Source organism: Paenibacillus apiarius, assembly GCF_017052585.1.
Taxonomy (GTDB): domain Bacteria; phylum Bacillota; class Bacilli; order Paenibacillales; family Paenibacillaceae; genus Paenibacillus_B; species Paenibacillus_B apiarius.
Genome location: NZ_JAFFHZ010000001.1, coordinates 5,395,899 through 5,409,647, shown reverse-complemented (window position 1 = coordinate 5,409,647; position 13,749 = coordinate 5,395,899). Strand labels below are relative to the sequence as shown.

Annotated in this window: 5 protein-coding genes and 1 pseudogene; 1 reads left to right on the top strand and 5 read right to left on the bottom strand. The window is 49.2% G+C overall.

Features of this window, described 5'->3' with window-relative positions:
- Positions 1-4: 4 nt before the first annotated feature.
- Positions 5-557 (bottom strand): annotated as a pseudogene (locus JSQ80_RS23910) (ABC transporter permease subunit); the annotation flags it as partial.
- A gap of 342 nt (positions 558-899) precedes the next feature.
- On the opposite strand from JSQ80_RS23910, the gene JSQ80_RS23905 reads away from it, so the two are divergent.
- Positions 900-2,318 carry a helix-turn-helix domain-containing protein gene (locus JSQ80_RS23905; protein ID WP_206096977.1) on the top strand — a complete coding sequence of 473 codons (1,419 nt, stop codon included), beginning with the start codon at positions 900-902 and terminating at the stop codon, positions 2,316-2,318.
- Positions 2,319-2,452: 134 nt separating this feature from the next.
- Here the strand turns inward: JSQ80_RS23905 and JSQ80_RS23900 are convergent, their stop codons facing one another.
- The 4 genes from JSQ80_RS23900 to JSQ80_RS23885 all read right to left on the bottom strand — a co-directional run bounded on the left by JSQ80_RS23900 (position 2,453) and on the right by JSQ80_RS23885 (position 13,725).
- Positions 2,453-2,590, bottom strand: coding sequence for a hypothetical protein (locus tag JSQ80_RS23900; RefSeq protein ID WP_206096976.1), 138 nt, complete (start codon positions 2,588-2,590; stop codon positions 2,453-2,455).
- 311 nt (positions 2,591-2,901) lie between these two features.
- Positions 2,902-5,706 carry an RHS repeat-associated core domain-containing protein gene (locus JSQ80_RS23895; protein ID WP_206096975.1) on the bottom strand — a complete coding sequence of 935 codons (2,805 nt, stop codon included), beginning with the start codon at positions 5,704-5,706 and terminating at the stop codon, positions 2,902-2,904.
- 16 nt (positions 5,707-5,722) lie between these two features.
- A complete protein-coding gene (locus JSQ80_RS23890; protein ID WP_206096974.1) occupies positions 5,723-10,066 on the bottom strand; it encodes a SpvB/TcaC N-terminal domain-containing protein in 4,344 nt (1,447 codons plus the stop codon).
- A 62-nt stretch (positions 10,067-10,128) separates the two neighbouring features.
- Complete coding sequence (locus JSQ80_RS23885; protein ID WP_206096973.1) at positions 10,129-13,725, bottom strand: Tc toxin subunit A-related protein; 3,597 nt, start codon at positions 13,723-13,725, stop codon at positions 10,129-10,131.
- Positions 13,726-13,749: the final 24 nt, after the last annotated feature.

Here is a 13,749-nt window from a genome sequence, read left to right as displayed (position 1 = left end):
CCCCTTACCACAGCTTCGTATCGCTTGCGCGGCGGCTTACCGTGTTCGCCAGAATGAGAAGCCCGAAATTGATGACGGAGTTGAATAGTCCGATGGCCGTGCTGTAGCTGTAATTCGACTCCAGCAGACCTTTGCGGTATACATAGGTGCCGATGACATCAGCGGTTTCATACGTCGATGAATTTATACATAAGCAGGATCTTGTCCGTGCTGACAGACATGAGGCTGCCCATTTGCAAAATAAGCAAAATGATAACCGTCGGCATGATGCCCGGAACCGTAATATGGAGCACCTGGCGCCACTTCGATGCCCCGTCCACCTTGGCCGCTTCATACAGCGAAGGATCGATGTTCGATATCGCCTCCAAATAAATAATCGTGCCCCAGCCTACCCCCTGCCATATGCCTGACGCAATATAGATTGTCCTGAACCATTCGGGCTCCCGCAAATAAGCGGCAGCTTCGACGCCGAACCATCCCAGGATATTGTTGATCAGCCCGTCCCGCGCCAGGAAATCAACCATCATCCCGACGATGACGACGATGGATATAATATAGCCTCCTAAGTTTCCCCCTTGCACAATAATATCTCTTAAGCTGACCAACAAACATATAAAAAACCATACATAATTTCATCTATTAATGAAATTATGTATCGTTTTTCATTACAAAATTACGATACTTTCTAATTGAAATATAAATTGTGAGAAGGAGAAAAATAATAAAGATTTTCATTAAGAAGACAAACATTGTTAGAAAGATATGTTTAGGGGAAATTCGTAAATCCATAGCACCTGGAGCACTTTGAAGAGACCCGCAGAATTGATGACTAGCAATTTCAAACAAAGGATAGTACATCTGCACTTTAACCATTTATCGCTTTTCGAGGGGGAGACTAAATGGATAACTTCACCGCCCACTTAATTCAAAATCATTCAATTATTCGAAAAATCCAAATATTAGAATCCTTAATTGATAGCGAAGGTATCGTGTCTTCAAGTTCTTTAGCCCGTAAGCTGCAATGTACGAGCAGAACGATTATAAGTGACATTTCTCAATTAAAACAAACTCTTCCAAATAATTGGGATATAATAAGCATGAATTCCAAAGGTTACGTTCTAAAAAAAGGTCCTTTAGATCATCTTTCCAGTATTATAGCTACTTATTTAGTAAACAGTGAACTCTACAACATTTTAATGGGAATATTCAATCAGAAGTATTATAGCCTGGAAAAATGGTCTCAAATATTGTACTTAGATAAATTAACATTGAAGAAAAAATTAAATAATTTCAGAAAAATACTTAGACATTTTAACCTTGATTTTAATTTCAGAACAACGATTCAAATAATTGGAAAGGAACTGAATATTAGATACTTCTATATGGTTCTTTTTTTTAACGTGCAAAAGTATAAAGAAATTTTTAAACCGGACCTAAACTTGCAACAAAAAATTGAGAACTATATTCGTTTTTATAAAATGGAGATCGATTATAATCTATTAACCATACTCATCAATGTGTCTGTAAATAGAAATATATATAAACATTTTATTTCCAAAAGTTTTAATATTGACTACATATTTAGCTCTCAAAAGTTAGATTGCACCTATGCCATTGTCTCTGCGATTGAAAATTTCTATAAGGTCAGCTTCCAGCAAAATGAACTTAAGTTTTTTACACTATTTTTTTTCCTCATCTCCGAAGGGGATGGTAATGAAAAAAGTAAAATCAAGAATTACTATCGTGGATCATATAAACAACTTTACGATAAGCACCTTGCTTTAATTGACATGATTTCAAGTGAAGTAAATATGAATGCCAAAGTAATAGAAGAAATAAAACATAACATCCATTTTTCTTTCCACAAGATCTATATATTTAAAAATCTCAATTTACCGTTAGAATACTTTTGGGGTAAATTTAAGACTATTCCTCATGAATTAATAGAGGGCTACAACATCATTCACCCTCTTATTATCACGTGGAATAAAGAAATAAATGAAAATAGATTATCTGAAGATGAGAGCTACCACATCACGTTTCATATTTTATCTATTCTCCTGTCAAATTATAAAAAAAAGGTTTTATTGCTTTTATCCGGACCAACCAATTGGAAAAAATTCATCTATCACAAATTAAATAATGAATTGGGTAACGTTCTAAACCTTCAAACCGAACCAAGCAATACGGTCAAATTCGATTTCATTATAACCAATTACAAAATCAATAAAACTCAAATTCCTGTCATCTGGATTCCAGATAAACTCATCCTGAAAGATTTAAAGTCTATTAAACAACTGCTTAGTCTATCCTTATAAAAACGGGGGTATCAACAATATCGGGCTCCATTCGTACTTGCAGAGATTTCGTTCGGTCCAATAAATAAGCATCAGCAGCCGACTCATTCAGCTCTGATGCTTTTTACATTTTATGTGCGCCCGGCAGGACGACTTTAATGCAGCGGCATTCCGGCCAACGAGAAGCTGTCTGTCTGAATGTGGCCCGCGGTATCGTAGTGGCGCACCAACCGTCCGCGCAAATTGCCTGAGCATCCGCTTCCTTCTCCCCGTAAATAAACCGATCCCGGCACTGAGGAAATTCCTTGCCTTCCTCCTGCTCGAATACGGCTGTCGGCCTTCCTAATAAATCATATTCGAGGATCGTCTGTGTACTCTTGGCATAGATAAGCCAGGTTGGCCGTCCTTGATATCAAAAAACTGCGCCTTGCGCCCGGCATTCACACTTTCCGATCGCAGCGCCTCGCCTCTCAGGGAGGCCATGTTTCTTGTATTTATAGGCTTAAACTCCCAACAGAATTCGGCGTGAATGCCGCTGAAAAGGAGTGAATTAACAACTCCCCATTAGTTTACAAAACCAATGGGGAGCAATTTCAGTTACATGCTACTTTCTCTTCATTGAAAACCGGCGGAAAAAGTTCCCGATCCCTCGCTCTTTGACTCCTAAAGTACTTCTTTCTCTAAGACTTGGCTGATATTGGCTCCATAATCCAGGATTTTCTTGCCATGGAGCCTGATCTAGCCTTTCATTATTTCTATAGAAAATGACACGCCCACTCAATCTTTCGCGATTCCGGTAAATATAGCGGAGCTCGGAAGCTGTGATTGACTGACCGCCGCTACCCTCTTTCGTAACCACCTGCTCGATATTTAAATTGTCAAGAACAAAGTGTATCTTTGTTCTCTGATTTGTAGCGGCGATTTCTAGGCCGAGTTTGCTCCCTCGTTTCCACAGCAATGGCGCTTCTATCATTCTGCCAGATATTAATTTATGATATTGATCACTTCCATATTTTTTTGCTGTTTCTTTGAAGATACCGGAGATATTAAATTTGGCTTTAGCTTCTCCAATGTTAAAGTAATCGTTCCACAAAGGATAATTCTTTTTAGGGTCCTTCAGAATACTCTGTTTTAAATCCGTTGGAACCTTCAATTTCCCTGCGGATTTTTTTAAGTCTTTTTGGAAGTCCATCAATTGTGTAACTGGATAGCTTAAATTTATACTCAATGCCACATTATTATTATATTGATCGATAACCATGGCAGGAGCACTTGCATCTTCCATGTTAAAGCCAGGATTAAATTTCTTTATATATCTTCCCCTTTCACCGCTTAGTCCATAAAATAAATCGCCATTCTCGGCACTATAATCCGCCATGTTGATTGGGGCATTCCCATCCGGATCCATCAAACTTATAGGATTGTTCCTGACCATGCGATACAGGTTTAATCCATCTACGGTTCCGGCCGGGTCCGGATTCAGCCATCGTCCCAACCATGGCATATAGTAGCGGTATCCGTAATAGTACAGGCCTGTGGCATCCAGCTCTTTGCCTGAATACCGGATGGTCTTGTAGCTTGCCTCCACCTCTGTCCGGGCTGCCCACAGGGCTGTGCCGCCGTAGGGATAAAATTCTTCCTTGCTGATGATCTGGCCTTGCCGATCCACTTCCAATGAAGAGGACCCGAGATGATCATTGAGGCTGTACCGGTACTGATCATTGGCGATGCCGTCCGGCTCGGTTTCTTCCTCCCAGTGCAGCACCCTCACTTGTCCCGCTCCCTCATCCACGGTAATGACCTGCAATGCTTCCGTGACCCGGTCCCCGGTCTGGCGGATGCGAAGCTCCAGGCCCGGCAAATAGAGGGTCCTATCCGTTTGCGTTGTTGTCTGTGTTTTGCGGGTAGACCGTTTTACGATGCGCATTCCTGAACTGTCATAGAGATACCCTTCCCAGTCGTTATCGCTGCCTTCGCGCACGACCATATGGACTCGGCTTAACTGATTTCGTGTATCCCATTCCAACGGTCTCCCTGGGAATAAAGCTTGTTGATTGCCTGCTCTGTCAAAGGAAGCCGCGATATCCGGTATGTCTTCCCCTTGCCGCCAAATCCCCCTGTTTGAACTCTTGTCTACATAAACATTCCTTGTATATTGACTCGCCCCGTTATGGCTAAGCTTGATTAAATTGCCGGCCCGATCATAGCTGTATTTCTCCGCGTAATTGACGTATTGGCTGTCGTCCAGAGGGATAGGCGTGATCAAGGGAGGAAGCGACGTCTGCTGACGAAGCGCGTCGGATTCCCGCCCCGAACTGGATACAAGCTGATATAAGGCATCGTAGGCATACTGCCTTTTCGGAGCAACGGCCTGATTCCGGAAATAACGAACCTGCTCCGCTTCATTGCAGATAGACAAGATATTGCCTACCGGATCATACTCATAACGATAATCCTGCAAGACTTCTCTTTCCCCGGAGGACAGCTGGCGGGAATCTTTTTTTCTGATTAGCCGCTGCGTGCTCTCCTCGTAAGTATATTCCGTTACGACACCATTCCCGGCTTCTGCGAGCTGCACTTGACCCGCCGCACTGTAATCTATCCGGTTCCAAATCCGCTGTTCGGCTTGGTCTTGCAGCGTGAGGCTTACCGCCTGCGGCTGGCCGGCGGCATTGTATGTCAGTTGCTGGAGATTCCCTTTGGCGTCGGTTTGGGCAAGCACCCTGTCCTGCGCGTCATACCGCCAGCTCGTATCATAGGTTTCAGCATCCAACAACGAGGCCCAAGCACTTTCCTCTCCTATACTCCAGTCGCCAGGATGATCCCAATTTTCCAGCAGTTGACGGCTTTGATGCAGCGGCATTCCGGCCAACGAGAAGCTGTCTGTCTGCATCCGGCCTGCGGTATCGTAGTGGCGCACCAACTGCCCGCGCAAATTGTTGGCCTGGGCATCCGCTTCTTTCTCGCCATAAATAAACCGCTCCCGGCACCGGGGGGATTCCTTACCTTCCTGCTGCTCGAATACCGCTGTCGGCCTGCCTAATACATCATATTCGAGCGTCGTCTGTGTGCCGGTGGCATCGATAAGCCAGACTGGCCGCCCCTCGATATCAAAAAGATCCGCTTTGCGGCCGGCATCCACGCTTTCCGTACGCAGCGCTTCGCCTCTCAGGGAGGCCATGTTTCTTATATTCGCCGGTGTGCCGCTATCCTCCTGATATTGCGCGAACAGGCGGGGATCCATGCTGCTGTCAAGATACCCTAACGCCGTATACGTGTTCCGCAGGATATACTCATCTGCCGGATCTTCAGCCGAGATACGGTTATACTGAAGAAGGCGAATCTCCAAGTTCCGGTTATCCACAACCGAAATCGTAGGCGTGCCGCTATATATGGACGTTGTATTCATAGGTTTAACCTCCATCTCACCGCGCAGGCGGTGAAGCAAGTAATGATGAGTCCATGGTATCATTTTCATCTTCGTTTACTGTAAACCATGGGTAGAAAGCCGTTCTCCTCTCATATCCTTTGGCATTGACCATCCCTAGTTGGCGTCCCAGCGCATCATAGTAATAGATCGTTGCATACATAGAGCCGCTGACAGCCTCCTTGCCCACATAATTCCAGTCATCAATATAAAAAGGCTGAAAGCTTCGGATTACGGCTCCGGTTCCGTCATAGTCAACCCGTTCCGCAACCGCCCATCGGGTATCTGCTCTTTTAGCGGTTTGTATTGTACGCCCAAAGCCATCGCTAAACACGATGCTGGCCTGAATTTGCTGGGATGGGTCATCCGGGTAACGATCCGCTGCCAAAATTGCCGTATGCGGCGGCTTACGGTCCGCATCGCTTAGCAGCTTGGCCATTATCGGCGGCAATAGCCGTTGAAGCGACCATGGATCCCGGCCGCGGGCTCTGATTCTGCCGTCCGGCATAATCAAGCGGTTGGCTATCAAGAAAGACCATTGCTTTTCACTATCTGGAACAAGCGCTGACAGTTGCGCAACAGTTATCGTTCCCATCCAGCTGTGCGCATCATAGACACAGCAGGATGCAACCGGCAAGGGAGACGTCAGGGCAAGCGCCTGCTCCATTGTCTCGGGCGGCGCGAATTCCGCCTCCGGGCGGAAGCCCGTCTCTATCCCTTCCTCCGTGCCCCAGGTCCGGCTGTATACGACCCGGCCGAGAGCATCCAGGGAGACCTGATTCACATTATTATTCGCATCGGTAATCCGGATAGCCTCCACAAAGCGGTAATCATATGCAATCTGAATTCGATTGCCAAGCGCGTCTTCGATGGATGTCACTGCACAGAAATGATCATCCCATGATAAAACTTGTTCCCCCGTCAAGAGAGAGGCTTGTTGTCCCACAATGCGGTAAAAGCACTCTTCCCCCGCATAACGGGTAAATCCTTGTTCCGCCACAAAAATATCCGCTTCATCGCCGGAACCCAATACTCTTGCGCTTCGTTGATAGCCCGAAGAGGCAAGAAGCGAGTTCAATTGGCTGTCGCTGAGCAGGCCTTCATAGGCTTGTAAACAAACTTCATCGAGAACCGCGCTTCGGGTGTAATGGACCAGAGCTCGGACATCCGGTTCGCCCCCGCCCGCATAGATGACCTCGGACTGGCCGCCATAAGCCTGTTCCAGCGCCGGAGAGCGTAACGTGCCGTCCGCCTCCAGCAGCTCGGCGCTTATCCCTTCGGCTGGCACGCTGTCGGCTGAATAGATGAAAGCATCCAGGCGTGTCTGCTGGGGAATATTCAAGCGCCAGCCTTCGGTGTCTGTCAGGTGGTACGTTTTTTGCCTTTGCCTTGTCAAGCGCAGCAGCATCTGCTGCGAATCATAACTGCTGCTCCAGCTGGTATCCGGCAGCGTGTGAGGGTACGGATTGTCCTCCGGCTGTGCCCGGCGCGGATATTGGATCGTTATACTCTGTGCCGCCACGCCGTATTCGTCGAACCATTGCTGTATCTGCTGTGAACACTGCGGATCAGAGGCGATTTGCTCATAGTTGTACGTAAGCTGCTCCAACTGCATGGGCAAGGCAACACATTCCGAATCGGCGTTCTGCACCAAGCGCGCTTGATAACGGAAGCTCTCCACCTGATAAGGAGGCACCCCCGCAACATCTCCCGCAAAAATTTCATTACGCAGCGGCATCCCTCGCAACGAGCGATACAGCCAATACTCTTCCCGCCCATTGGGGGAATCTAGCGGTACATCCTGGGCCGTGGCCGCATCGAATCGAGTAAGCCGGACGGGTTTAACCTGAAAAGCGGCAGGGTCGCCTTGCCAATATTGCTGCTCTGCACGTTCCTCATCCCGCTTTTGCCCGGTATGATACCAGGTTCGCGTCAGCACGGGCGGATTTCTGACGCTCAGGGTTCCCTCGGAGTCCCGCTCCTCTTCCCCTGTGTCAATGCGGCCGAACCCGGCAAATTCTTTTTCGGTCCGGTCATACACGCCATGGCGGTAAGTATACTGCTGAATCCGGGTGCCGCCGTTAATTTCGTCCCGCGTGTGTATACCCGAGACCACGTTGATCGGGAAGGGCAAAGCGCAGTCAGCCGATGAGGAAGCCTGTTTCTCATCCAGCCAATACTGGGCGGAGCTTCGATACAGGAACAAGCTGGAAGCTCCGAAATTATTGCTGACGATTTGCAACAAAAACGGCTTCGCCGAAAAGAAATCTAATTTCCAACTGCGGGGGGTCATGAAGGGCACATGCAGCACCAGACCAGCCGCGCCCAACCCGCGGATGTCGGCAGGCAGCAGCCGGCACAGATCATCGAACCGCACGCCGTCCGGCAGCGGAACCCGCAGCGGATCGGCAAAGCCATTGCCTGAAAGATTCCGGTAAATGAGAAGAGCGTCACGCGAAGCATAAATGATATCGGAAGCCCCCGATCCGTCAAGGTCCGCAAGATATACTCGCTCAGGGTTGAATTCACCCTCCGCTGCCGTGAACCCGGGAAGGGCCAGCGGCGCCCCGAATGCGCCGTTCCCCAGATTAGGCCAGCATGTAACGCCATCATGCCGGATGCGCACCAGATGAGACTGACCGGATCCCAGCATATCGCTGAATGCCACCAGTTCCTTTTTATCCAGGCGTTCCACAGGCAAAGTAATGCCCGCTTGCTGCCACACTTCACATGCTCGCTTGAAGCCCGCTTGATCCCCGGCATAAAACCGGACGCTCTTCGGTCCGATCATAACCAGGTCGGTTAATCCTGATCCGGTCACACCGGCAAGCTGTGCCTGCGGATGGAAAAATTCCGTCGGCAGTGCCTGGAGCGGCACAAAACCGGACCATGTCTTATCCGGATTCATGCTATATCGCCCAGCAACCCCGGGTTCCGCAATCAACCATTCCAGATACCCGTCGCCATTCAGATCCATTAGCATCCCGTTCCGGGAGTTCGCGGGGATACGAGGGAGCGGCCGCCAGATATCATAGGCGATCCCGTCCGGTGTATCGCCCCGGGCGGGCGCACGATAATGCCAGTGGTCATTGTCCTGATATAACAAGCCCGGTATGCCTTCTCCGTACAAATCGACCAACTGATAATGTTCTCCATCCGCCAATTCAGGCACCGGTAAAAATGGCTGCCAATCGGCCGTTTCCTCGATTGCCTCGATGTCAAATGGCGTATAATCGAATTCCAGCGGCGGCATGCTCCGGATGGTCCCGTCTGCTTCATAAGCCAATTGCCGAACCGAGCTCAGCATGGACGCCACGGGGTTCTCGTCGTATTCCAGCTGCATCCTCCACACCAGAGCCGGCTCCTCGCCAAGCTCCGCAAAGGCATGGAACATCAAGACCTGGCGGCACAAGCGGCAGGTTCGGATCTCAAATCCGTAGTCATAGCGGGAAAAACGGTCCGGGCGCGCCAACCACTTGCCCTGGGGCTCATATACGGGAAGAACATCCGCTGACGTATCGTTCTCGCCATAATCCAGGATGACGGAATACAGCCATTGGCCGTCCGCAGGGATTTCCCCCTTCCAAACATAGAGAGAAGGAGAGGCAACCTTATTTCCATAGCGAATCGATTTCAGATAGCGGTTCGCCCCATATTGATGATTGTCTTGCTCCAGATTCACGCCTTCATTGTCTTCTGCTTTGTATTGATAATAAATATGCTCTCCGAAAGGAGAGACGGACTCCTCCACCAACCATTCCGCGATCTTGGCGGAATCGTCAGGGGCGGCAATCCGCGCCTGAGCAGTTTTGCCCAGGCAGTGCAGCACCCCGTCGGCAGCATGAAGCAGCCAAAACGGCGCGGCTGCGCTTCCTGCTTCCGCTTCCCAGTATTCCAGCAAATGAAAGGCGCTCTCGATCCGGGGAAAATAGCGGGTAACCGTAAACGTCTCGCCTAACGGTGTACCTTGGGCCGTATCGGTGCGGCGGGTAATGACCTCCCCTTGTTCGTTGCATTCCGGGACTAGCGCTTCCCCATCCGGACCAAGGTACTGATCTCCGGCTGTATAACGGGGGATGCCGTTGCTTGTTCGGCGGCAAATCCGCATCACTCCCATCGTCCAACCCATTCCACAAACTCCGTTCCCGTTGCCGCTGGCATAGGAGAGGCTTATATCAGGAGTAATATAGCGGCCGGAGGTTACCGGCAGCGGCACGTTACAACGTGCCATGCCGTCGGAGCCGGGAGCCGCGATGTTTTCTTCGATTCCTTTCATCGAACCGCCGCCCTTTGGCAGGGATGGCGACAATAGCTTGAGATCCGCATTGCTAGATTGTGGCATAATCCAATTCCTCCTTGGAGGGGCTTGTCAATACAAGCCCCTGAATATATCTGGCTGTAAAGCTATTTCATAACATATCGAATGTGGAAGATGACGTCGTTCAGGCTTTCCAGCAGGAGGCGCTGGTCACCGTCTCGCCCGGCATGGAATATCGACAGAACGAGTGTGCCGGATAACGGATCCAGGCCCTCGAAAGGCAGGAACCGGCTGTCGTTGAGATCCGTGATGAACAAGCCGCTATCATCCACGCCATGGGACAGCGCAACGGTCTCGCCGCCTAGCGATAAGGTTGCCTCTATATCCTGGTAAGGCCCCAATAGCGCAGGTAAGGTAACCGACATATTTTTGATCCTGCGGGTCTTTTCCGCTTGATTGTAAGAGCGTTCCAAACCAAGAACGGACAGGTCAAGGGTTGCGCTGAAAATATTGTTTTGCAGCTGTACGCCGACTCCGCCTACAGGGTCAGGCGTCTTTCCGTCCAGAACTTCCTTGACTAGCTCTACGAAGCTAGACTCTGGCGTTTCTTTGCGGAGAAGGGTATCTATAGATACCGTTTTCACGGCTTCCATTCCGCGCTTGTCTTCCTCCAGCCACAGATTCTCCAGCTTCTGAAGCTCGAGCAGCAGCGCCTCGCCCGCCAGTAATCCCTGATACAGATCATTCCAGGCAGGGAGGGACAAAACTCCAACCGTTTTATCAGTGCCGATTTCTTTCTCTAAAGCCTGCTTGGCCATCAAGCAGAGCGGCAATGCGGCATCATACATTTGATAGTACAGAGACGATAGACGTCCGGCCATCCAGTTATACAAAGCTTGATTCGTAAAACGGGTGCTTTGCAGCTCGAAGACCGCTTGCGCGTGCGCCTGTTCCGTCTCCGCCAGCGCAAGTTGCTTTCGCGCCATATCCATCTGTTCGCGCAGGGCCGCAATTTGCGAGTCCAACTGCGCCGCTTCATTCTCCGCGATATCCCGCTGCAGCAGCCAATCCTCCCGGCGCCGGCGGTAGCTTTCGCTAATATCGATGATATTGGCCGTCTGCTCCATTACACCGGCGGCAATTTGTAATCCTTGGGCTACAGCAGTACTGACGGCTCCCCAGCGGGAACCTCCAACTGCGAAACCAAACACGTTAGGAGCCATATCCAGGCCGCCGGCGATGGCGATCGGCACGGTCGAGCTTGTATTGATGATTCCCGCAGTGGTCCGCAGTGCGAGTGAGGCGGTTTCATTGTCCGACATCCAGTTGTCCGCCAAGCCGTCAAAATGGGTCTTTCTGGATTCCGCACCCGCTTTCGCTGTCATGGCTGCTTCCAGACTTGCTTGCAGCGCGGCCAGGTTCTTCTCCTGTATATCGCGGGTTTGCTGCAGGACAATCTGCTGCTGAGATTGCAAAAGCATGGTCATTGCTTCGCTGTCCTGCTTGGCCAATGCATTCTCCAGGGCATTGCCGAATTGGATAACACTGTTGGCGGCATTGCGCGCCTTATCGATGACCAGAGGGAAACGATAGACACTCTGACGGCTTTGGATTGAACCGGTGCTTCCCCCTAATCCATCGCCTGCGCCATGCTGAACCTGCAGCTCACGAGGATTCACCGGTTCGGCAAAGAGCGGCAAATGAAGCGGCTGACCGTCCAGGCTCAGATTGTGGCGCAAATTGTATAAACGCAGATCGATTTTATCCCAGAAAGCTAACAGTTCATCATTATAAGGCGGCAGGAAATGCCCGTTTTCCGCTTTCAGAAGCGCTCGCAAGGCGAGGATTGGCGTTGCCCGCGAATCGCTTCGCGTCGGTACAGCGGTCACCGCGTCCGCTTCGCTTTGCAGAGTCGGATTAGGCCAACTGTGATTGATCCGGATATCGGGGCGGGGACCAAGCAGTTGGCTGGCCTGGATGTAATACATCTTGGCTTCGGTCAGAGTATCCCGCTCCAGCATCCGGTACAAGCTGTCGCCGCGGCTGATCAGGAAGTCCAAGGTGTGAATAAATATAGCCAGCTTGTATTGCATCGGGTCGGACATCGCAATCTCGTCCGGGTCGGTCGTTGCCAGGGACAACGTGTCATCCCACTCCGTATCCTCCTGCAGCGGCACCACGTTCCAATAGCGCACGTTGCCTTTGCCATCGGTCAGCAGATTGCCGTAGTCATCACGGTAACCTGCGCTGTTGAAGATGAATTGAAACCAACGTTCCGACAACTCATACCGCTGCTCGGTGTGGAAGCGAACCGCCATTAAAAAAGGAACATGGAAGAAGATTTCCCACAAATAAATTCCGTAAGGACCGTTAAAGGCAGCCAACCCACCCAATTGGTTATCGCCTTGAATGGTGTAGTCGAACAGTGCGTCAAGGCTCTTGTCCAACAAAGCCGACAGGTCGATATTATTTTTCAGGGTAAGGTCGATAGGACCTTGGATGCTGCTTCCTGATGGAGGTCTAAACTGATTATTGACAATTGAACCGTGCGAGTAGTGTATTTTTAAATAAAGAAAAAATTCTTCATCATATTTAAAGTCAACTCCACCAGGATTTATTGAATAATTGCCGTCATAAGTACCAGAGTTATATGTTCGTTCTTCCCCCTCTCTTAATCGAAATCTAGAACTATTATTTTCAAGAAAATTGACTTCATTAAAATTTTTAGAGTAAATTTTTTCAACAAACATACTCATTATCAAACGTGTGTTCGAATAATTTGGTACTGCTGATATGATTGCTCTAAAATAGGACGGATCATCAATAATTAATTTGTCCCCTATACAAGTGATAAAATTGTGATTAATGTCTCCCTGCTGATCCAAAAGCCTAAAAGCCCGAAACGGGAGTTTGTTAAACGAAGACCAGACCCCGGAAGCATTTAGGATCCAATCATTAATAAAATATGATTCAAGAGCCTGTCCTTCTTTTTCTATGGAAATCCACTTTATATGAAGTCGATTGTTCTCCCAATGAGGTGCTACATAGTCATTAACCGCTTCCCCGATATTAGCAGTTATTTTTTTCCACCCAGACCAGATGGCTGGCGCCAGCCTGTTGTCATCGTTCTTTTTCAGCGTTAATCGGCGCCAGTAATACTCATATGGCGTTGTCTTCGTTCGGCCCACAAAGAATAAAACACTTTCGTCGGCTCCCTTATTTACGCTGATATACTCCAGATCCGCCAACATTTCATATTCAGTGAGGTAGTGTTGCAGCGCGTTCTTTACGCTGTCATCGGTAATTCTTCCCTGACTGATGCTCTGTTCCAGGTTTAGGAACAGATCGGTTTTGCTATAGCGCAGTGACGGGTCAATATAGCTGCCTGCATAATATTTCAGACGTTCCTTGCCGGCCCAGGTGGAATAACGCTTGTTATAGATATCCCAATTATCCAGGAATTTCCCCGGCCCGAAATGGCTGTTGCCTTCCGGAGTCAACTTCCCTTCATAGCCTTCGACGCAGCGGCTCATATATAACTGCACGCTACTGATGGCCTCCGCTATCGGCGATGTTTTCACCAGGTCACTGATCTTGGTATCCAGCAGCAAGTACTCATACAGGCTGTCCGCATCCGTAATCTTGTCCGCAAGCTCAGTCGGAACCTGATTGGCGATATAATGCTTGACCAAAGCATCCCGGCGGGCTTCTTTAATCGATTGCAGCAGGGTTGAAGTAGACATATTCTTACCACCTTCCTTGATCCA

Excerpts from the sequence above, each read along its gene's own strand:
- JSQ80_RS23905 (WP_206096977.1), top strand. The coding sequence starts at position 900 with ATGGATAACTTCACCGCCCACTTAATTCAAAATCATTCAATTATTCGA.
- JSQ80_RS23895 (WP_206096975.1), bottom strand. The coding sequence starts at position 5,706 with ATGAATACAACGTCCATATATAGCGGCACGCCTACGATTTCGGTTGTG.
- JSQ80_RS23890 (WP_206096974.1), bottom strand. The coding sequence starts at position 10,066 with ATGCCACAATCTAGCAATGCGGATCTCAAGCTATTGTCGCCATCCCTG.
- JSQ80_RS23885 (WP_206096973.1), bottom strand. The coding sequence starts at position 13,725 with ATGTCTACTTCAACCCTGCTGCAATCGATTAAAGAAGCCCGCCGGGAT.